This window comes from Arthrobacter glacialis (assembly GCF_002909415.1).
In the GTDB taxonomy this organism is placed as follows: Bacteria; Actinomycetota; Actinomycetes; order Actinomycetales; family Micrococcaceae; genus Specibacter; species Specibacter glacialis.
In genome coordinates this window covers 137,281-159,863 of record NZ_PPXB01000002.1, presented here as the reverse complement: position 1 = coordinate 159,863, position 22,583 = coordinate 137,281, and the positions used below count along the sequence as shown (strand labels likewise).

General features: G+C 64.1%; 10 protein-coding genes. All 10 read left to right on the top strand.

The genetic code is table 11. The annotated features are described in order from the left end of the window. Positions 1-111: 111 nt before the first annotated feature. The 10 genes from CVS28_RS02750 to CVS28_RS02705 all read left to right on the top strand — a co-directional run bounded on the left by CVS28_RS02750 (position 112) and on the right by CVS28_RS02705 (position 22,575). Positions 112-6,222, top strand: a complete 6,111-nt coding sequence (locus CVS28_RS02750) for an Ig-like domain-containing protein (protein WP_103480548.1) — start codon at positions 112-114, stop codon at positions 6,220-6,222. A gap of 105 nt (positions 6,223-6,327) precedes the next feature. Then, positions 6,328-7,299 (top strand): AAA family ATPase, encoded by a 972-nt coding sequence (locus CVS28_RS02745; protein ID WP_103464376.1) that lies wholly within the window; start codon positions 6,328-6,330, stop codon positions 7,297-7,299. 61 nt (positions 7,300-7,360) lie between these two features. Beyond that, positions 7,361-8,692, top strand: a complete 1,332-nt coding sequence (locus CVS28_RS02740; RefSeq protein ID WP_103480547.1) for a DUF58 domain-containing protein — start codon at positions 7,361-7,363, stop codon at positions 8,690-8,692. Continuing rightward, positions 8,689-11,136 (top strand): transglutaminase domain-containing protein, encoded by a 2,448-nt coding sequence (locus tag CVS28_RS02735; RefSeq protein ID WP_243399656.1) that lies wholly within the window; start codon positions 8,689-8,691, stop codon positions 11,134-11,136. The genes CVS28_RS02740 and CVS28_RS02735 overlap by 4 nt, the downstream gene beginning before the upstream one ends. Beyond that, positions 11,076-12,644, top strand: coding sequence for an RDD family protein (locus CVS28_RS02730; protein ID WP_103480546.1), 1,569 nt, complete (start codon positions 11,076-11,078; stop codon positions 12,642-12,644). The genes CVS28_RS02735 and CVS28_RS02730 overlap by 61 nt, the downstream gene beginning before the upstream one ends. Continuing rightward, the gene (locus CVS28_RS02725) at positions 12,641-13,639 is read left to right on the top strand and encodes a PP2C family protein-serine/threonine phosphatase (protein WP_103480545.1); all 999 of its coding nucleotides are present in this window, start codon (positions 12,641-12,643) and stop codon (positions 13,637-13,639) included. The genes CVS28_RS02730 and CVS28_RS02725 overlap by 4 nt, the downstream gene beginning before the upstream one ends. Further along, entirely contained in the window at positions 13,632-15,713 is a 2,082-nt protein-coding gene (locus CVS28_RS02720) for an FHA domain-containing protein (RefSeq protein ID WP_103480544.1), read from the top strand. Before CVS28_RS02725 ends, CVS28_RS02720 begins: the two co-directional genes overlap by 8 nt. Beyond that, positions 15,710-17,395, top strand: coding sequence for a serine/threonine-protein kinase (locus CVS28_RS02715; protein ID WP_103480543.1), 1,686 nt, complete (start codon positions 15,710-15,712; stop codon positions 17,393-17,395). The genes CVS28_RS02720 and CVS28_RS02715 overlap by 4 nt, the downstream gene beginning before the upstream one ends. 42 nt (positions 17,396-17,437) lie before the next feature. Continuing rightward, positions 17,438-18,142 (top strand): FHA domain-containing protein, encoded by a 705-nt coding sequence (locus CVS28_RS02710; RefSeq protein ID WP_103480542.1) that lies wholly within the window; start codon positions 17,438-17,440, stop codon positions 18,140-18,142. Further along, on the top strand, positions 18,139-22,575 hold the full coding sequence (locus tag CVS28_RS02705; protein ID WP_103480541.1) for an FtsK/SpoIIIE domain-containing protein: 4,437 nt from the start codon (positions 18,139-18,141) through the stop codon (positions 22,573-22,575). The genes CVS28_RS02710 and CVS28_RS02705 overlap by 4 nt, the downstream gene beginning before the upstream one ends. Positions 22,576-22,583 lie beyond the last annotated feature (8 nt).

Below are 22,583 nucleotides of genomic sequence, written 5' to 3'. Positions count from 1 at the left end.
AGTGCTGCCGTCGGCAACACTGACAGTGGCTCAATAGACTTTTTCCTGGTCCACAGTTTCCACAGTTTTATCCGGCTGACTCCAACAAATCGGCCGAGCTAAGGGTTTGTCATGGCTTTAAACGTTTTTGCCCGCAAGAATTCCCGCATCTTCTCCGTCTCCGCCGCGGCCGCCGTTACGGCGGCAGTGGTCACGGGGGCTTTGATCTATCCCGGATTCAGCACCGCCGATGTTGACCTCAACGACGGCGGCGTGTGGGTGACCAACCGCAGCATCAACATGATGGGCCACCTCAATGTCCCCTCCAAGGTTTTGGACGGCGGCTTCACGGCCACCTCCCAGGGCTTCAACGTGCTCCAGGACGCCGGAACAGTCTTCATGGACAACGACTCCGGCACCCTCCTGAACCAGGTGGACGTGCCGGCCATGACCCTGACCCAGGACACCGCCCTGGGCGCCGGCAAGGCAGTGTCGCTGGGCAGCGCCATCACCGTCATCACCGATGCGGCAGCCGGCAAGGTGTGGGCTGTGCCCACCTCAGCGGCAGCAACGTTTGATGAGAAGACCACCAAGCCCATCCTGACGAAAATCACCAACGCCAAGGCCGCCGTCGCCCTTTCCACGCACGACGGCGTGAGTGACGTCTTTGTCCTCGACCCGGGCAAGGCACAGCTCACCCACGCGAAAATTTCCTCCGACGGCAAGGTGGTGGACGCCGCCGAGGAAGCCATGGAGGGCGTGCCGGATTCGGGCAAGCTGGTGCTGAGCGTGGTGGGGGACAAGCCTGTGGTGCTTGACCCTGACACCGGCACGGTGTTCCTGCCCGGCAACAAGCGCGTCACGGTGCCCGATGCCAAGGGTGCCAGCTTGCAGCAGCGCAGTGATAAGTCGGATTTTGTGGCCCTGGAAACGGGCAACGCCCTGGTGCTCCAGCCGCTCAATGGTGGCTCGGCAAGCAGCACTGATGCCGGATCCCTGGGCCGTCCCGTGGCCCCTGTGCAGCAAGACGGCTGTGTCCACGCCGCCTGGAATGGCTCCAACACCTACCTTTTCCACTGCCCCGGCAGTGACTCCAAGCCCATCAGCGTGCCCAAAGCCACGGCGGCCTCGGATCTGGTGTTTAGGAAGAACCGTGACGTGGTGGTGCTCAATGACATGGCCGGCGGGGACGTGTGGCTGGTCAACCAGAACATGCTGCTGGTCAACAACTGGGATGACCTGACGGTGGATCAAAAGAACGCCGAGAACGCTGACAAGGACTCCTCGGATCCCAACGTGGTCAACACGCTGCCGGACAGGACCAAACCCAACCGGCCGCCCCTGGCCGATCCGGACCAGTTTGGGGTTCGTGCCGGCAGCACCACGCTGCTGCCTGTGCTGTACAACGATTCCGATCCCGACGGCGACGTGCTGACGGTGCGGGACAGCGCCGCCTCCATCAAGGCCGGCACCCTGCAAACCGTCTACGGCGGCACAGGCCTGCAGCTGGTGGTGCCCGAGGGTGCCCCCGCGGGAACGGAAACCTTCGGCTACACCAACGACGACGGCCGCGGCGGCACCGCCAAGGGCTCCGTCAGTGTGCGCGTGGTGCCCGACTCTGAGAACACCGAACCCATCTCCATGCGTCCCACCACCATGGTGGTGGCACAGGGGCAGACCATCAGCCAGAACGTCCTGGCTGACATGATTGACCCCGACGGCGACAGCATCTTCCTCGTCGGCGCCACCTCGGGAGAGGAAACCGGGCAGGTCAAGTTCACCCCGGACGGCGAATTGAGCTACACCGACGACGGCTCCTCCAACGGTCTGCGCACAGTGATCATTGAGGTCTCCGATACACGTTCCATCGTGGAGAAAAAAATCAACATCAGCGTGAAGCCGGCCGGGGGAGTGCCTCCCGTAGCCAACGCCGACTATGTTCGTGTGGTGGCGGGCCAAAAAGCTATTGTGGCACCCCTGAAGAATGACCAGGATCCGCTGGGCGGGGAACTGCGCCTGGCCAGTGTGGACAAGCCCGCCACCGGCAGCGTTTCCGCCATTGCTGACAACGGCACCTTCACCTTCAGCTCCGACACCCTGGGCGCCAGCTATTTGACGTACCAGGTCACCAACGGCCCGCAAAGCGCCACGGGGCTGATCCGCATTGACGTGGTCCCGGCCCAAGCAGAGCTGGCACCCGTCGCGGTTAAGGACATGGCGTTGCTGCCAGTGGGCGGGACCACACTGGTGGATGTGCTGGGCAACGACACCGATCCGGCCGGCGGCGTGCTGGTGGTTCGCGGTGTTGACGTGCCGGAGGACGCCGGCGTCTCAGTCACCGTACTCGAACACAACGTTGTCAAGATGACCGATGTTCGCGATCCCGGACTCCCTGTGACCATCCACTACTCGGTCTCCAACGGCCAGGGCACCTCAGTTGGTGCCATTTCGGTGGTGCGCATTCCTTCCGCATCAACCCTGCAGCCCCCGGTGGCGCGCCCCGACGTGGTCGATGTCCGGGTGGGCGACGTGGTTCGCATCCCCGTGCTGGCCAACGACTTTGACCCCAATGGTGACACCTTGAAGCACCCGGAAATTGTCGAAACCCCGGCCGCAGAAACAGGCAAGCTGTGGGTGGACCAAAACGCCCTGCGCCTCCTCGCTGCTGACACACCCGGCTCCGTGACAGCCATTTACAAGGTCACCAACGAGTCCGGCCAGTCGGACTCGGCCACGGTGACCATCAACATCATTGCCCAAGACCCCGAACGCAATCTGCCCCCGGCACCGAAAAACGTTGAGGGCCGGGTCATTGCCGGCGGCCAAACCAAGATTCAAATCCCGCTGGACGGCATCGACCCGGACGGCGATTCGGTGCGCCTGGCCGGGATCGACATTCCGCCCTCGCTAGGTACCGCCGTGGCAGGCAATGGGTTCATCCTTTACACGGCGGCGGGCAACGCGGCCGGGACTGACACCTTCACCTACAAGGTCAAGGACCGTCAGGGCGCGGAGGCCATCGGCACCGTTGAGGTGGGCATTGCGCCGGAGGACTCCAACAACCGGCCGCCCAAGGCTGCCGACGATTTCATCACCCTGCGCCCGGGCCGCGCCGTGGCACTCGATGTGGCGCTCAATGACAGCGATCCCGATGGCGACAAGCTCTTTGTTGTCAAGGACGGCTTCAGCGGGCCCGAAGAAATGAAGCCCTCGGTCACCGACCTGGGACGCGTGCTGCTGACCAGCCCGGCTGCCGCGGGCATCGCCACCATGGGCTACACGATCGGTGATCAGGCCGGTGCCACGGCCACCGCCAACATCCGCATGAGCGTCATCCCCGATGCGCCGTTGCGTGCGCCCATTGCCCGCGATGATGAAGTAACGGTGCAGGAAGCGCTGGGCAAAAACACCGTGAACGTGCCCGTGCTCAAGAACGACGAGGACCCGGATGGGGTTGCGGAGAATCTTGGCGTGAGCCTGACGCTGCCCAACCCGAACGTTTCCGTGAACGCCGACGGAACGCTGCGCATTGCCCTCACGGCCGTGCCGCAAATGGTGCCCTACACGGTCACCGACCAGGACAAACTGCAATCCACGGCCATCGTCTGGGTGCCCGGCTTGGATGCCCAGTACCCCGTGCTGACCAAGAATGAGGTCATCAAGGTCAACGCCGGGGAAACCGCCGTCGCCGCCCTGGGCGACTATGTGAAGGTTCGCGACGGCCGCACACCGCGGATCACGCAGGTGGACAAGATTAAGATGCTCGGCGCCGCCGGCACCGACATGGTCACCCCGGACGGTGCAGGGCTGCGCTATGCATCCGCCATTGATTTCTACGGTCCCGGATCCATCACCTTTGAGGTCACCGACGGAAGCGGCCCGGAGGATCCGGACGGGTTGAAATCGACGCTGACCATCATGACCGAGGTGACCCCCGCCCCGGCGAAGAACCTGGCCCCGAAGCTTCAGGGCACTTCCATGGTGGTGGCCCAGCTGGAATCCAGCACAGCCAATCTGAACTTGCTGGCCAGCGATCCCGAAAAGGATCCGCTGACGTTTTCCCTGGCCGGGGACAATCCGGCCGGGTTGAAGGTTAAGCTCGACGCCGGGATCCTCACGGTTGACGCGGGGAAGGAAGCGGCACTGGGCTCCACCTCGACCCTGGGAATTTCCGTGACGGACGGCCGCAACCCGCCCGCCACGGCAGCTGTCACCGTCAATGTCACCTCCTCGACCAAGCCCAAGGCCGTGGCCAATGACGATTCCGTCCCGGACGCCCACGCGGGCCGCCTGGAAACGGTGCCCGTCCTGGCCAATGATGTGAACCCATTCCCGGACACCCCCCTGAAAATTGTGGAATCGAAAATGACGACCGGCGCCGCGGGCACCAAGGTGGCTGTGGACGGGGACAAGGTCACCGTTGAGGCTCCGGAGGACTTCACCGGCAATGTGGTTATCAGCTACACGGTTGCTGATAAGACTGGCGACGACGCACGGCGGGTGGTGGGACGGGTCACCTTGAACGTGAAGGGTAAGCCCGCCGTTCCCGCCGTGCCGCTGGTTCAGGAAGTCAAGAGCCACACTGTGTTGCTGAAATGGGGCACCCCCGTTGACAACGGTTCGCCCCTGACCGGCTACACGGTTAAAAGGAGCGACGGCGTCACCCAGGAATGCGCCACCAACACCTGCTCCATCACGGGCCTGGCCAACGCCAAGCCGTACACCTTCACCGTGAATGCCAAGAACGCCGTGGGGGAGTCGGCCTTCTCCAAGGCCTCGGCATCCGCCACACCCGACACGCAGCCAGACAAACCTGCCGCTCCCGTCGTCGTGCGTGGAGACAAGCAGCTGGACGTCAGCTGGGTGACACCTGTGGGCGAATACTCGCCTGTGAAGTCCTACAATGTGCAGATCTCCCCGGTTCCGGCCGGCCAGAACCCGCAGCGCCCGGCCGTGGGCAACAAGCTCACCTGGCCCGGGCTGGTGAACGGCACCGAATACACCTTCCGGGTGCAAGCCGTGAACAGTGCGCCCAAGCCATCCGACTGGAGCGAGTACGCAGCCAAGGCCGTGAAACCGGCGGGCAAGCCGTTCACTCCGGCCGCACCCACCACTGCCTTGGTGGACACGGTGGGCAACCAAAATCAAATGCGGGTCAGCTGGACCCAGCCCAACCTCAACGGCGGTGAGCTGAAGAATTACACGCTCATCACGTATCTGGATGGGAAGCAGACCGACTCCATCACCAGCACGGCGACCAGCCAGACCGTTTCGCTGCCCAACGCGGCGGCCAGCTACACCTTCAAGGTGGCGGTGGCCACGGACGTTGAGCCCTCGGATCTTAGCCCGGCCTCCGCGCCGCGGCGTTCTGTCAGCCAGCCCGGGCAGCTTGGCCAGCCCACGATCGCCCCGGCCAACACGGGCGGCGCCGGCGATAGTGTGAGCGTCACCTTCACGCCACTGAGTGGTGCTGCCCTGGGCGGTTCCACCCCCGGGGAGATGAGCTACTTTGCCAATGTCACACCGGGCGGCAAGAACATCCCGGTGTCACCGGGCGGCACGGTTCCCGCCAGCAACGGCGCCGGTACCTCCGTCACGGTCTATGCCAAGTCCTCGGCCTTCGCCAGCGCTGGGAGCGCGTCTGCGGCGTCGAACGCGGTAACGCCCTATGGCAATCCGGGCACTGCAGGCCTCAGCGGGAGCAACGGGGCGCAGGACAGCCAGAATGTGTCCTACAGCTGGAGTTTCCCCGGTGGCGCAGTGGATGCCAAGAACGTTCAGATCCGCATCAACGGCGGCGGGTGGTCTGCCAAGGGAAGCAATGGCAGTGACTCCTTCAACACCGGGGGCTACAGCACCCAGGCTGTTATCGAGGCGCGTACGGTCAATTCCATTGGGCAGTTTGGGCCCGTCCAGACGGTGCGGCCCCAAAGTGGTGCCAAGACGCCGCCGCCACCTCCGAAGCCCACAAGCTGGACAGTCCATGCAACTCCCTACAGGAGCTGTTTGGAATCAACCACAGGAAGCGACCACTACACCGACACCGGCACAACACAAACGTGTACGTCCCAGTGGCTGCCGGCAAATACCCCAGTTGAGGTCAATTGCTGGAAGTACTGGACAGGTTCCACGAGCGGCAACCAGTGGTACCACATCACCACCGGTGGCTATGGCAGCTACAGCTATTTGTCAGTTCGCTCGACGAACGTGGCGTCGATCCCCTCGGGCATGCCGCAGTGTTAGGGGCCGTAAAGTCCCCAAATAGTGAGTAACGCCAATTAGTGGATAAACTACTTCAGGTTTCCTGCAGCCACTGCAGGGATCAACAAGATTGAAAGAGGATGAACTATGTCCATGACGCCGGAACAGGCCACGTGGTTTGCAGGAACGTTTGAAAAGCTGGTTGCCAATGTTGGCCAGGCCATCTTGGGCAAGTCCCACGTTGTCAGTTTGACCCTGGCCGCCATGCTCGCCGAGGGCCACGTCCTCTTCGAGGATGCGCCGGGCACGGGAAAGACCATGCTGGCCCGGGCCATTTCGGCAACCGTGAAGGGCACCAATTCGCGCATCCAATTCACCCCCGACCTGCTGCCCTCCGATGTTACGGGTGTCATGATCTATGACCAGAAGAGCCAGGTATTTGATTTCCACAAGGGCCCCATCTTCGCCACCATCGTGCTGGCCGATGAGATCAACCGTGCCTCGCCCAAGACCCAGTCGGCGTTGCTTGAGGTCATGGAAGAATCCCGCGTGACCATGGACGGCACCACCTATGAGACCGGCCGTCCGTTCATGGTGCTGGCAACCCAGAACCCCATTGAGCAGGCAGGCACCTACCGCCTGCCCGAGGCGCAGCTTGACCGCTTCCTGGTCAAGACCTCCATCGGCTACCCGGACCACGCCTCCACGGTACAGCTGCTCTCCGGCTCCGGGCAGCGAGACAGGACCTCGACCCTGCAGGCCATCATCACACCCACCGCCGTGGCCGAAATGGCTGATCTGGCCTCCACCACACACACGGACGCCGCTGTGCTGGAATACATTTCACGCCTGTGCGAGGAGACCCGCAACGCGCCGGAAACCCGTTTGGGCGTCTCGGTCCGTGGCGCCATTGCCATGGTTCGCATTGCCAAGGTGTGGGCAGCAGCCAAGGGCCGCAACTACGTTCTGCCCGACGACATCAAGGAGCTTGCTCCTTATGTGTGGACGCACCGTTTTGTTATGGACCCGGAAGCGGAATTTGCCGGCGCCACCCCCGAAGTTGTGCTGAGCCGGGTGCTGGCCGAAGTTGCCGCACCGCAGCAGCGCGCCTCAGCCTGACGCCAGCAACAACGCGTTTCGCAGCACGTCCAGCAACAGCACATTGAGTCAAAGGTCAATCATGAGCATGAAGTCCAGCGCTTCGAAGGTGGGGGAGTTCCTCTCCCGGCCCTTCCACAGCGAAGGCACCCCAACACGCCTGCACCCGGCGTCGTTGACGCGTGAAGCGTCCAAGGTGGCCGGTACCTATCTGGGCCCGGGGTGGGCCAAGGCCATGGGTTGGCTCAAACGCTGCGTTGGCCCGGTGCTGGCCACCATCAGCACCCTGGGTTTTGTAGTGCTGGGAACTGCTGTGCTGCTGTGGATCCTCGGGGCAAGCTATGGCTGGCAGGAAGCCAAAGTGGCTGCCCTGTTGGCCACCGTGCTGTTGCTGATTGCCATCGCCTTTGTGCTGGGCAAGTCCATGTACGCGGTCAAACTGGACTTGGCACGCACGCGCGTTGCTGTGGGCGAGCACGCAGTGGGCAGCATTGCCGTGGAAAACACCTCACCGCGCACGGTGCTGCCGGCAGCCTTGGAACTGCCGGTGGGCCTTGCCACGGCACTGTTCCATTTGCCCACGATGAAGCCGGGGGAGATCCACGAGGACCTCTTCACGATCCCCACCACCCGGCGCGCAGTCATCACCGTTGGCCCGGTCCGCTCGGTGCGTGCCGACCCGCTGCACCTGCTGCGCCGCCAGGTTCTCTGGACTGATCCCACAGACTTGTTTGTGCACCCCCGCACCACCTCCCTGGACGGGCCCGCAGCCGGGTTCCTGAAGGACCTCGAGGGCCTCACCACCAAGGACCTGTCCAACTCAGACATTGCCTTCCATGCCCTGCGTGACTACGTGCCGGGAGATGACCGCCGGCACATCCACTGGAAAACCACTGCCCGCACGGGCAAGTTGATGGTGCGCCAGTTTGAGGAAACCCGCCGCTCCCACATGGCCGTGGCCTTGTCGGTGAACACGGACGAATATGAGAACGACGACGATTTCGAGTTGGCCATTTCGGCGGCAGCCTCGCTGGGCCGCCAAGCCATCAAGGAACACCGCGAGCTCAGCGTCATCACCCAGCGCGGACCCATTCGCTGCGAAACCGGCAAGAACCTGCTCGATGACATGACCAGATTGCTGGGCTACAACCGCCGCGGCACCTCGGTGGATCTTGCCCGAACGCTCACGGATGCCGTTCCCAACGCCTCCGTGGTGTTCTTTGTGGTGGGCTCGAAGGTGACACCGGCACAATTGCGCAGCGCAGCCGCCTCCGTGCCACCGGGTGTTCGTGCCTTCGCCGTACGCTGCTTTACCGGGGCGAAATCCGCCCGCGCCAACATTGCCGACCTTACGGTCCTGACCCTGGGTGACTTGAGTGATCTGTCCATGGTGCTGAGAAAGGCCATCGCATGAACGCCCGCAGGAGCGCGGCAGCGCAGCCGCAACGTAAGCCCTCAGCCTTTTCCGGCGGGCGGCTGTGGTGGCATTTCATGATCGACGGCGCAGTGCTGACAGTGCTGCTGGGCCTTGGCGTCCTGGGCTTTGGCCCCACCTTTGGCCACGATCCCCACTACCTGCTGGCGGGCTTCGGTGCCATTGTCATCGGCTTGGCAGTGGCGGCCGCCGGGGCGCACTGGCGCCTGGGCCTGGTCACCATGATTGGTCTCGCATTCGCTGTTTACATGATCTTCGGCAGTGCCCTGGCGGCGTCGAGTACGGCAATCATGGGCTTCATTCCCAGCCTGGCTTCCCTGCGCGGACTCCTGCTGGGGATCATGCTGTCATGGAAGCAATTGCTGACCCTGGCCCCGCCCGTGGGCATCAGCGTTGAGGTCATGGTGGTTCCATACCTCAGCGCTTTTGTGGCAGCTGTGGTTGCCGGCACCCTGGCGTGGCGGCTGCGCAGCGCCTACTGGGCCATGATCCCTGTCATTGTCTTGTTCATTACCGCCATCCTCTTTGGCACAGCCCAGGTGTTCCTGCCCGTGCTGCGTGGTTCCCTGCTGAGCATCGCCGCGATCGCCTGGCTGGCCTACAGGCATGAAATGCGCCGGCGCGAAAATGCCGGCAGCATCTCCGCCAACCAGCAAGTCCACGACGCCTCCGGGGCACGAACCTCCCTGCTGCGCCGCATCGGCCTGGCCGCAGGAGTCATTCTGGTGGCTGGGGCGGTCACCATGGCTGCGGCGCCGGCACTGACCAGCAGCGCCAGCCGTGAGGTGTTGCGTGACACGGTCATTCCGCCGCCGGATCTGCACGATCTGCCCTCGCCGCTGACCAAGTTCCGCGACTACGTCAAAAATGAAAAGGAAACAGTCCTCTTTGACGTGACAGGCCTGCCCAAAAATGGCCGTGTCCGCGTTGCTGCCATGGACAACTACAACGGCGTGGTGTTCAACGTGGACCCCAACAGTTCGGCATCCTTTTCCCCCATTGGTGACCCTTCGGCACTGGGGAGCGCCAGCGATGGTGGGGGAACCGGCGTCGACCTTGTCATTGACGGGTACCAGGGCGTCTGGATTCCCAGCGTCTCCGTGGCGAACAGCCTGCGTTACCAAAGCGCCAGCGGCCCAACCCCCACCCTGTACCTGAACAAGGATTCCGGTTCGGCGCTGAATCTTGACGGCGTTGCCAAGGGCGATTCCTACAGCATGGACGTGGCGTTCCCGAGCGTTGACGGCAACAAGCTGGCGGGCTCGGACTTTGGTTCGGTGCGCCTGCCCAAACTGGAAAACGTTCCCGCGGTGGTGGGCACCAAGGCCAACGACATTGTGGGTGAAGCAGACACGCCGCTGAAGAAGGTTCAGGCCCTGGAAGGCGCCCTGCAGCGCGAGGGCAAGTTCAGCAACGGCTTGGAAGGGCAAGCCCCCTCCAATTCCGGCCACAGCGCCGCGCGCGTCACCAAGCTGCTCAGCGGCAAGGAAATGGTGGGCGACGATGAACAGTACGCCACAGCCATGGTGCTCATGGCCCGCCACCTGGGCATTCCGGCCCGCGTTGTCATGGGTTTCTACCTGGATGAGAAGGACCCCAACAATGGTGCGCCGAGTATAAAGATGAAGGGATCGGACGTTCACGCGTGGGTTGAGGTGAACTTTTCCGGTCTGGGTTGGGTGCCTTTCAATCCGACGCCGGACAAGGATCACGTGCCCAACCCGCCGGAACCGCAAAACGCGTCCAAGCCCAAGCCGCAGGTGCTCCAGCCCCCGCCGCCGCCGCAGGAACCGGCGGACCTTCCCCCGGACAGCGCTCCGGACGCCCTGGACACCGATGGCAAGAAAAACAATCAGGCCGGCATCCTTGGCCAGATTTTGATGATCATTGGTGTGGCTGCCATCCCCTTGATCATCATTGCCCTGCCGCTGGTGCTGATTGTGGCGTTGAAGACCCGGCGCCGCAAGAAGCGCCAAACCCAGGGCCTGCCCACCGACAGGGTCAGCGGTGGCTGGTCCGAGGTCCTGAGCCTGGCGACGGACCTTGGCGCTGGCATGGACACCAACGGGACCCGCCGCGAGAGTGCAGTTTTGCTCAACGACGCCTTCCCCGCCAGCTCAACAACCACTGCGTTGCTGGCCGAGCGTGCAGACGCCGCCATCTTCGGCCCGGGCCAGCCCAGCGAGGAACAAGTCGCCATGTACTGGCAAAACGTGGAACATTCGGTCAAGGGCATGAGCGAGTCGGTAGGATTCTGGAAGCGGCAACGGGCAAGGTTCTCACCGAGGTCGTTACTGGCCGATGCCCAGGCCCGGGCCAGGCGCAAGGCACTTACGCGCGATGCACAGGGCCAGGAGCAATCATGGCGTTCGCGTGGTGTGGCACTAAGCTCCAAACTGTCTCAGCTGTTCAAGAAGTCATAAGAAGTCATAAGAAGGGTACTAAGTACATGGCGCAAAAAGCGGCCGAACCCTGCCGGAATTGTGGAGCCGTGCTCTCTCCGGGAGCGGCCTTCTGCACACTGTGCGGTGCCGCGGTGAACAACCGTGCCGCCTCATCGGCACCTGCTTCGGTGCCTTTGGGTGTGCCTGGTGCAGGGTCTCTGCCGGGCATTGTGTCCGTGGGCACCACGCAGACGGGCCCTTTGGTGGCCCCGCGTGAGCGCGAGGTTGATCCCCGCATCGCTGCCGCCACAGCCTTGGTTCCGGGCGGAGCCGGACGCCGTTTGGCGGCGAAACTCATTGACGGGGTGCTCCCCGGCATTCTGCTGGGCGTGGCCGCCGGCATTGGGGCCAGCAAGATCGCCGTCACCCAGGTTGGCGAATTTGCCCAGGTGAACCTGAGCTGGCTGCTGATCCTGACAGGCATTGCCAGTGTCCTCTCGCTGGCCTATGGCATCTGGCTGTGGCTCTGGGAAGCCAAATCCGGCAAGACACCCGGCAACATCATGGTTGGCCTGCGCACCACCAACATGGACGGCGGCCCGGCCGGTGTGCTGGCCATCTTCCTGCGCAACGTGGTCATTGCCGTCAGCTCCATTGTTCCCACCCTTGGTCCGCTGCTGGTGGTCATTTCCAACACCTGGGACGCCAATGGCAAGCGGCAGGGCTGGCACGACAAACTGGCCCACACCCTGGTTTTCAACGTCAAGGCCGGCCGCGACCCCCTGGAAACCGGTGGGATAGAGGAACGGGCCAACTTTGTGCCCGCGGCCGTTCCCACCCTGTCTCCTGTCACCTCGCCGCTGGCTCAGCGCCCGGCAAGCGAAGCAGCGCGAAGCGCAGTGGGCAACAGCGCAGCTGGCAACAGCACGACTGGCAAGAGCGCAGCTGTGCCCGGACCAGCTGTGCCGGGAGTCCAAGGCCAGCAGTTCCAGGGACCCATCACCTCTGTTCCGGGCGCTGCCACCAGTGCCGCGCCGCTAGTGCAGCAGCCGCAGCAACCACCGTCTCAGCCAATTCAGTTCAGCCAGGCCTCCTCCTTTGCCCCGCCGCCGCCAGCAGTCCGGGAGACAACCACCAAACCCTACGCCGGGCAGCAGCCAATCGGGCTGCTCGATGACGACGCCGGGGACACCCGTGTGCGCCCCATCCCCGCCGCTGCGGGGCTCCGGCTGACCTTTGATGACGGCCACACCGAAGACATCACAGCCGTGGCGCTCATTGGCCGCAACCCCGCCGGATACGATGGTGAGATGATTTCTCGCCTTGTGTCAGTTCAAGACTCCAGCAGGTCCGTCTCCAAGACGCACCTGCATGTTCGGGCCAGTGGTGAGGGCCTGTGGGTTACCGACAGGAACTCCACCAACGGCAGTGCCATCACAGCCGTGGGCGGGGGCAGGACTGCGCTGAACGGAGGTACCCCGGCTTTGGCCGGCATTGGTACCCGGGTGCATTTCGGCGACAGGTCATTTGTGGTGGGGCGTCCATGAGCGCTGGTGAGGGTACCCCTGCCCTGGACAGCTTGGCCCACGGCGCCCCCGGCGTCAGCCTGAGCTTTGGCTTTGGCACCGACAGGGGGTTGCGCAGGGAACTCAACGAGGACTCGTTCCTTGCAGCCGATCCCTTATTCACGGTTGCCGACGGCATGGGCGGGCACGAGGCTGGCGAGGTGGCCAGCCGCGAATGCATCCAAACCCTGAGTGAGCAAAGTGTCCTGATGGCCAGTTCCCGCCAGGCAACGGCGTCGGACCTGGCGCACGCCTTGCACCTTGCCGATGCCAGGATCCGCGAACTCACCAACGCCCGGGCCGGCACAACTCTCTCCGGGGTGGTGCTGGTTGAAGAGCGTGGTGTGCCGTATTGGCTGGTCTTCAATGTTGGCGATTCCCGAACCTACCGGCTCAGCCAGGGAAACTTTAGCCAGGTCAGTGTGGACCATTCCGAGGTGCAGGAATTGGTGGACGCCGGTTTCATCACCCCCGAGGAAGCCCTGACCCACCCGCGGCGCCATGTGGTGACACGTGCCCTGGGTACCGGAACTGACACGGAAGCTGACTTCTGGCTGATCCCGGTCGAAGAAGGCGACAGGATTCTGGTGTGCTCCGACGGGCTCTCCGGAGAGTTGAGCGACACCCAAATTCACCGTGCCCTGAGCACCCTGCGCCACCCCCAGGACGCCGTGGATTCCTTGATCCAGGCGGCCCTGCGCTCCGGCGGGCGGGACAACATCACTGTGGTTGTTGTCGATGCCAGCAACGTCAACGGCGGTGTCGGCGGGGAAACCCTGGGCAAGGCGAGCATGGCATCCACTGTCGCAGAGGACACCCTGCCGCGCATGACGGCGGCACAGGAAGTCATTCCCGGCGCCGTGGCGGACACCCACCCCACAGAAGTTCTGGAATCCATTCCGAAGGAATTTCTGGCGCCCGGGCAAGAATTGCCCACACGCGTCAACGCACCCCTGCACGAGGAGAATCATGGTTAGCACCACGTACAGCACAGGTTCATGGTTAGGCATTGTGCGATCGGGCTCGGTGATTGTGCTTAAGGGGCACACCGAACAGGTAATCGTGAGTGCACTGTGGGAGTTCCTGGGGCAGGAGCCCACCATTCACGGTGTCCTCAACGAGGTCACACGGCAGTTCGGCACGGAGCTGACAGGGCTGCCCGACTTTGCCATTGTGGTCCAGTCCGACCGTTTGCACGCCATTTTGCGTGGCGACATGACCTTGGTGGCGCAGACTGGCGACTCCTCGGAGATGGTGTCAGGCCGGGACGTCACCACCTGGAGTGAGCGTTCGCTGCCGCTGCCCGAATCCTTTGAACTGACCCTGGCGCAACCCACAGAGCCGGCCGAACCGTCCCTGCTGCTGCCCGTGGGCGAGGCTGTCATCTTGCTGCAATCGCTGCGCATGGAGCTCGCCGAGGCAGTGCTTGCAGAGCCTGTGTTTGCCGAGGCAGCGCTTGCTGAGACGGCGCCCGCCGAGACTGATTGGTTGGATCAATTCGTTGAGTCGGAGCAGGACGCCACGGAACTGGCGCACCCCATCGCCGATCTTGCCGACGGCGGGCCCGTGCAGGACGAGGCCGACGACGTCGAGGTGAACGATGCCGAGGTGGCAGGCGCCGCGGTGCACGACGCTGGGGCGAACGATGCCGTGGTGACTGACGACATGGTGAATGGCGACGGGGCGGAAAACGCCGAGGTGGACGATGCCGAGGACGACGACGACGCCTATGCCAGCTTTGCCATGGCCGCCGAGGCCGCCGATGCTGAGTGGAACGCCCAGCTTGCCCCCATGGCGGCGCTGAACGAGGCAGACCTGAACCTGACCATCCGCCCCGACTTGTCCGAGGAAGAGTCCTCGGAGCCGGAACCTTTCCACGCTGAACCCCTCGACGATGGGCAGCCGGCCTTTCACGAATCGTTGACTGAAGACGTGGCAGTGCTCATCGACGCCGCCGAGACAGCCAGCTATGACGGCCAAGCTGAAGCCGCCGGCACGGCCCTTGCCCACGGCCTCACTTCCGAGGAGCATGCAGCCGCAGAGCCGGCTGGCAATGAGCCGGAATCCGAAGGGCACCTCGCCGGGCAAGAGACTGCCGAGGACGGATTCACCACCAACTACGACCACTTGTTCGGCCCCACAGTGGCCAGAAGTGTTGAGGACGCGGCCGTTCGTCTCGATGACGACGGCCAGGCGATTGCGCACGGCGTCCCGGAGGCGCAGCTGCCACCGCTTCCGCCCTTGCCGCCCGTGGCGGGCCTTGCCGAGGAAGTGGCTGCAGACCTCAGCGCCGCTGCCCCCGCGCAGAGCGCCCAGGAGCAATGGCAACCCGAAGGCTTGTTGATCGACTCCGTGCCGTGGGCCAAGCAGCCGGACGCCGGCTCTGAAAGCGGTGCCGGTTTTGAAGGCGGTGCCGGTTTTGAAGGCGGTGCCGGATTTGCTGCGGGCACCGAAACAGGCGCATCCGCCGATCAGCCCTACGATCCCGACCACGACGGCCATACCGTCATGCGCGGTGACGTCAGTGACGTCACCGGGGCCAGCGGCGAAGAAGCTGGCGCACCGGCGCCGCTGGAGTCGCGCCCGCCCACCGGACCCATGGTTTTGGCGCGCATGTGCCCCCACGGCCACGCCAACCCGCCGAGCCGCTCCGAGTGTTCGGACTGCGGGGCTGGAATCAACTCCGAACCACGCGAAGTGGGCCGGCCACGCCTGGGCACCATGCACATTTCCAGCGGTGAAGTGGTTGCACTGGACCATTCCTTGATCATTGGCCGCCAGCCCTCCGTCTCCCGGGTCATGGGCGGAGCCATGCCACGCCTGGTGCAGGTCAACAGTGGAAATGACGATATTTCGCGCTCCCATGTGGAGGTCCGCCTTGACGGCTGGGATGTGCTCCTGGTGGATCTGAAGGCCACCAACGGCACGGTGCTGGTCCGTGAAGGCCAGGCGCCGCGCCGGTTGAGCCAAGGTGAGCAGGCCATCTTGCTCAACGGTGACATCGCCGAGCTGGGAGACGGGATCTCCTTGCTCTTTGAAGGCCTGCTGTGAGTAGCAAGCGTGTTCCCGCCGCGCCCCCGGTGCTTCCTGGCTACAGGTTCGTCTCCGTGCTGGGCTCCGGCGGATTCTCCGATGTGTACCTCTATGAGCAGGACAGGCCGCGGCGCAAGGTTGCCGTCAAGGTCCTGACGGCCGATCTGAAGACCAGTGGGGCCAGGGCCAGTTTTGAGTCCGAGGCCAACCTCATGGCCCAGCTTTCCGCGCACCCGTACATTGTCACCATCTTTGAAGCCGAGATCACCGATTCCGGGCACTCCTACCTGGCCATGGAATACTGCTCCCGGCCCAGCCTTGACATGCAGTACCGGCAAGGCCGTTTCAGTGCTGACAAGGCCCTGGAAATTGGCATCCAGGTTGCCTCGGCCGTGGAGACAGCCCACAGGGCTGGCATTGCCCACCGGGACATCAAGCCGGCCAACATCCTGGTCACCGACTACAACAGGCCGGCGCTGACCGACTTTGGTATCTCCGGAACCATGGATGCGGTGCAGGCCGACGGCGGCGGCATGTCCATTCCGTGGTCGCCGCCGGAATCCTTTGGCTCCGGCGCCACCGACGGCATCAAGGTGGATGTTTGGGCGCTCGGCGCCACCATTTACACGTTGCTGGCCGGGCATTCGCCCTTTGTTATTCCGGGGGCGGACAATTCCCAGAGAGAATTGATTGCCCGCATCAACGCGGCCCCCCTGCCCGCCTTGGGTAGGGCAGACATCCCGGCCGAACTTGAGCTGGTCCTGGCCACCGCCATGGCCAAGTCACCGGCCTCGCGGTACAGCAGCGCCAAGGACTTTGCCCGCGCCCTGATGCGCATCCAGGCTGACATGAACCTGTCCGTCACCCCCTTTGAGGTGCAGGAAGAGATTGTTGCGGCGGATTTTCGTCCCGACGACCATTCCGAGCCCACACGAGTTCGCAGCGTCGTTTCCATTGACCCCGATGCCAGCACCTCAAATCCCACGTTTCCCTCACGTCAAGCCAACAACACCGGCGGCGGGGCGTCCGCGGCTGCTCCGCACGTCAACACCGTGCCGGGCGAGACCGGGTCCACCACCGGCCTGAACCGCAACGGCCAAACCCTGCCGTCGGCGGGCCCGGCCACCCCGGCAGGGCAAGCTGGTGCACCGTCCCTTGGTGCACCGTCGCTTGGTGCGCCGTCGGCGCAGTGGAACCACCCCGTGCTGGAATCCACGGTGCCGCGCAGCGATCAGCTCCGCCCGGCCCCCGGCGAAGCGCCGGCGTTAAGCGCACCGGCAGTGCCCAGCAAGAAACGGCTGTGGCTGGGATTGGGCTCGGGGCTGGTACTGGTGGCCGCCGTCGTGGTTGGAATCATGGTTTTCGTGGGCGGAGGGGCGCCGGCAACGGTGGATCCGCAGGCGCAAAAGACCTCGCCCCCGCCCACGGCCCTGATAGTGGGCGCGGAGGTCCCGCCCGTTAGCGACCTGGCGGCCGCACCAAAAAACGGCGGTTCCGAGTGGAGCTGGAACAACCCGGATCCGCAGGAGGGCGACAAATACTTGTGGGCCTCCGTCAGCGCCGTGGATACCGGAACGTTCAAGCCCATCACCGAGAACCGGGCGTTTGTGGTGGACGATCCCAACGGCCAGAGCTGCATATCGGTGAAGCTTGTTCGCAAGGACGGCCAAACCTCAGCGGAGTCCAAGAAGTGCTCCTAGATTCTTTTTAGTCATCAGCAATAAACCCAGGGGGCTGCCGTCATGGCGGAATTAACAATTGATTTTTGTGGCGAATGGTACGAGCCGGCGCCGGAAGAAGTTTTTCGGATTGGCCGTGAGGGCGACATTGAAGTTGATGACAACCCTTATTTGCACAGGAAGTTCCTGGAAGTCAGCAAATATGACGGCATTTGGTGGCTGACCAACGCCGGCACCATGCTCTCGGCCACGATTGCTGATGCCGCAGGCGGCATGCAGGCGTGGATGGCACCGGGCGCGCGCATCCCCTTGGTCTTTAGCCAGACAAACGTGATTTTTACCGCCGGCCCCACCACGTACGAATTCTCGGTTCACTTGGAATCGCCGTCGTTCATGTCCCAAAGCCGCGAGGACGACTCTGCCGGTTCAACCACCATTGGGCCCGTAGTCTTCACCGAGTCCCAGAAGGCGCTGATTGTGGCGCTGGCCGAGCCCATGCTGCGCCGCGGCGGGACCGGATTCAGCGCCATCCCGTCCTCCGCGCAGGCCGCCAAGCGCCTGGGCTGGGCGCTCACCCGCTTCAACCGCAAACTGGACAATGTGTGCGACAAGCTGGACCGCGTGGGTGTTGTTGGCCTGCGCGGCGGCGGCGGAAAACTGGCCACCAACCGCCGTACCAGGCTGGTGGAACATGCAGTGACCTCCCACCTGGTCACCCCCGATGACCTGCCACTGCTGGACACCCAACGAGGAATTGATGTGCAATGAGGATCCGGCTGACGCTTCGGCGTGACCCGCAGGAGGCAAAAAATCTGGCCGTCACGGTTGACGGCCTGGCCTCGGTGGGGGACATCGCCACCGAACTGTACCTGTCCGATCCCGCCCGCAAGGGGGCTGCCGCCCCGCCAAACCTTTCCCTGCTAGTGGAGGAATCCGTGGTGGGCGGGGTGCGCGGACGCACCCTGCCGCCGGAGAGCAATCTGCAAGAATCCGGGCTGCGCCCCGGCGCCACGGTGTCCCTGACGCAGGTCAGCGAAACCTTTGCCGTGCCCCAACAGGACCGCGGGCCAGCAGCTGCCACCTTGCGCGTCACGGCCGGGCCGGACCTGGGCCGCGAGTTCGCCCTGCCGCTGGGTACCAGCTATGTGGGCCGCGACTTTGACGTTGACGTTCGCCTCAGCGATCCCATGACCTCAAAACGGCACGCCCGCATCACCATTGGCGAAACGGTGGAAATTGCCGATACAGGCTCCGCCAACGGCCTCATGATGGAAGGCACCCAGATCTCCCGGGCAGTGCTGGGCTCCTCGGATGAAGTGACACTGGGGGAAACCACCATTTCCGTGGTGGGCCTGGGCCGGCGCACCCAATCCGGGCCCACGGGCCCCTTGGTGGAATTCAACCGCTCGCCCCGCGTGGTGCCGCACTTTGCCATCGAGGAACAAATCCTTCCCTCCGGCCCGCAACGGCCCCGGCGCGAACGCTTCCCGCTGGTCATGCTCATCGCCCCCGTGCTGATGGGCGGTGTCATGTTTGGCGTGACCCGGAGCCCGTTCAGCCTCATTTTCATGGCCATGATGCCGCTGATGATGATTGGCGGCTACCTGGATCAAAAAGCCAACGCCAAGCGTGAACTGAAGGATTCCATTGAGCAGTTCCGCGGGGCCATTGCCGAGTTCCGCCGCCAAATGACTGCCCGCCAGCAAGTGGAGCGGGCCGTCAGGCTGGCGGAAAGCCCGTCAACGAGCGAAACCGTTGACGCCATCTACAAGCTGGGTCCGCTGATGTGGACCCACCGCCCCGAACACTCAGCATTCCTGTCGTTGCGCTTGGGCGTGGGCCGCCAGCCCTCACGCACTCCTGTCAAGGCACCGGCGGATAGCAATACGCTGCCCGAGTACATGGCCGAAATCCAGGACGTCAAGACCGAGTTTTCCGACATCGACGCCGTGCCTGTTGTTGCCGCGTTCCGCACCAGCGGCGCCGTGGGCGTTGCCGGGCCGCGCGGGGTAGTTGACGATGTGGCCCGTGCCCTGGTGCTGCAGGCCGTGGGCCTGCATTCGCCGGCGGAACTTGCCGTAGCCGCCATGACATCCACGGAATCCAAGCAGCGGTGGGAATGGCTGCAGTGGCTCCCGCATGTTGGTTCGGTGCATTCGCCCTTGGCCGGGGAACACCTGGCCTCTGGCACCGGCGCCTCCAGCGTACTCCTGGCCGCGCTGGAAGATTTGTTGGTGAACCGCGGAGTGAACATGGCCGCCAACGGCGCCGCACACCGCGGCTCCCTGGATCGCGCCAAGGTGGAGATTCCTGCGCCCGTGGTGCCGGCCCTGCTGCTCATTATTGAAGACGACGTCAAAGTGGACCGTGCCCGCCTGAACCGGCTCACCGAATACGGTGCCGACGTGGGTGTGCACATTCTGTGGGTTGCCACCTCCATCGAGGCGCTGCCGGCCTCCTGCCGCGACTTTGTCCATGTGGCCGAAACCGCCACCACGGGCCAGGTCCGGCTGGGCCAACTGACGTATCCCGTGAGCTGTGAAAGCGTCAGCGACGAGCTGGCCGCACAGCTGGCCCGCATGCTGGCACCGGTGGTCGATTCCAGCAAGCCGGTGGATGACGACTCCGATCTGCCCCGCAGCGTCTCCTATGTTGCGCTGGCAGGCCACGATCTGGTGGAAAGCACCACAGGCATTGCGGACAGGTGGCTGGAGAACAACTCCGTGGCCTCCCGCGCCGTGAAGAACCGCAAACACCAGGGTTCCCTGCGCGCCCTGGTGGGGTCCAAGGGTGTTGAACCCATGTACCTTGACCTGAAGACCGAAGGCCCGCACGCCCTGGTGGGCGGCACCACGGGTGCCGGAAAATCCGAGTTCCTGCAGGCTTGGGTGCTGGGCATGGCTGCCGCCTACAGCCCCGACCGGCTCTCCTTCTTGTTTGTTGACTACAAGGGTGGGGCGGCCTTTGCCGACTGCGTGCAATTGCCGCACACGGTGGGCCTGGTGACGGACCTTTCCCCGCACCTGGTGCGACGCGCCCTGACCTCCCTGCGGGCGGAACTGCACCACCGCGAGCACCTGCTCAACCGCAAAAAGGCCAAGGACCTGCTCGCCATGGAGCGTGAAGCGGATCCCGAGACGCCGCCGTCGCTCATCATTGTGGTGGATGAATTTGCCGCGCTGGCCAAGGAAGTGCCGGAGTTTGTTGACGGCGTGGTGGACATTGCCGCCCGTGGCCGTTCGCTGGGCCTGCACCTGATCCTGGCCACGCAGCGCCCCTCGGGTGTCATCAAGGACAGCCTGCGCGCCAACACCAACATGCGCATTGCCCTGCGCATGGCCGATGTTGACGATTCCGTGGACATTCTGGGGGAGCCGTCCGCCGCGTACTTCAGCCCATCCATTCCCGGCCGCGGCGCCGCCAAGACCGGGCCCGGCCGGATCCAGGGGTTCCAGACCGGCTACGCCGGCGGCTGGACAACACGGACCCCGCAGCGTCCCCGCATTGACATTGTGGAGATGGACTTCGGTGCCGGAAACCCGTGGGAGCAGGAACTTGCCAGTGCCCCCGTGGCGGAGTCGGGCGGCCCCAATGACATTTCCCGCGTGGTGGCAAATATTTCCCTGGCCGCGGTGGAACTGGGCGTGAAGCCGCCGCGCAAGCCGTGGCTGAGCGAGCTGTCCGAAGTCTATGACTTCTCCAAGCTGCCTACTGCACGCACCGATGAGCAGCTGCTCCTGGGCGTCATGGACGATCCCGAACACCAGGCCCAGCCCACGGTGTTCTTTGAACCCGACAAGGACGGCAACATGGCCATCCTCGGTGCCAGCGGTTCGGGCAAGTCCGCAGCACTGCGCACCCTGGCCGTTGCCGCCGCCATTACCCCGCGCGGCGGCCCCGTGCAGGTGTATGGGATTGACGCCGCCTCCAACGGCCTGCAAATGTTGGAGGTGCTCCCGCATGTTGGCGGCATCATCAACGCCGAGGACAACGAACGGGTGGGGCGCCTGCTGCGTTACGTCCGTGGCCTGATCGAGGAACGGGCGCAGAGTTTTGCGCAGGTCAAGGCTGGCAGCATTGCCGAGTACCGCCGCCTGGCCAACAAGCCCCACGAGCCGCGGATCATTGTCATGGTGGACGGCCTGGCCGCTTTCCGTGAACTGTATGAATTCCGTGCGGGCATGAACCAGTTTGAAACCCTGCAGCAAATTGCCACCGACGGCCGTCCCATGGGTGTGCACCTTGTCATTGCCGGGGACAGCCCCAAGTCCCTGCCGGCGTCGTTGGCGTCCTCCGTGCAGCGCCTGCTGGTGCTCCGCCTGGCCACCTCCGACGACTACTCAAACCTTGGCCTGCCCCGCGACGTCCTGGGCGCTGCTTCGCCTCCCGGCCGTGGCATGATCGACGGCGGCGAAGTCCAGTTGGCCATTTTTGGCGGCACCTCCAACCTGGCCTTGCAGGCCCGGTCGGTCGCCAGCCTGGCCGAGACCATGCGCCGCCAGGGCGTGGCGCAGGCTCCGAGGGTGGAAGCCCTGCCGGAGATGCTGGACCTGAATGTGCTCCCGGCGGCAGCTCCGGGCCACGTGATCATTGGGGTGGACGACTACAACCTGGAAGCCGCGGGCCTGGAAGCCAGCGGCGCGCTCATGCTCACGGGACCGCCGTCGTCCGGGCGAACCACAGCTCTGGTCACCCTGGCCGAAGCCCTGAAACGTTCGACGCCGGGCACCCGCCGCGTGTACTTCGGCTCGCGCCGCTCCGCCATCGCCAAGCTGCCGGTGTGGGATGAATCGATTGTCACCGCAGCGGCGCTGGAACCGGAATTGCAACGCTTCATTGACCTGGTGGAAAGCGAAAGCCAGCCCGTGGCCTTCTTCATTGAGGGCCTCACGGAGTTCACCGATTCCGAGGCGGAAATGGACCTTGCCACCTTGATCAAGGCAGCCATCAAGGCCAACGCCTTTGTGGTGGGCGAGTCTGAAACGTCCACGTGGTCCGGTGCCTGGAGTTTGGCCGGGCTGTTCAAGGCCGGCCGCCGCGGCCTGCTGATGAACCCCGGGGATGTGGAGGGCGACACCTTGATGAACACCTCCCTGGGCAGGATCTACCACAACAAGTTCATCCCGGGGCGTGGTTACGTGGTGGGCCGCGGCAAGGCCTTCAAGCTGCAGGTGGCCAGCACCATGGACCACGAGCGGTAGTTCGCGCC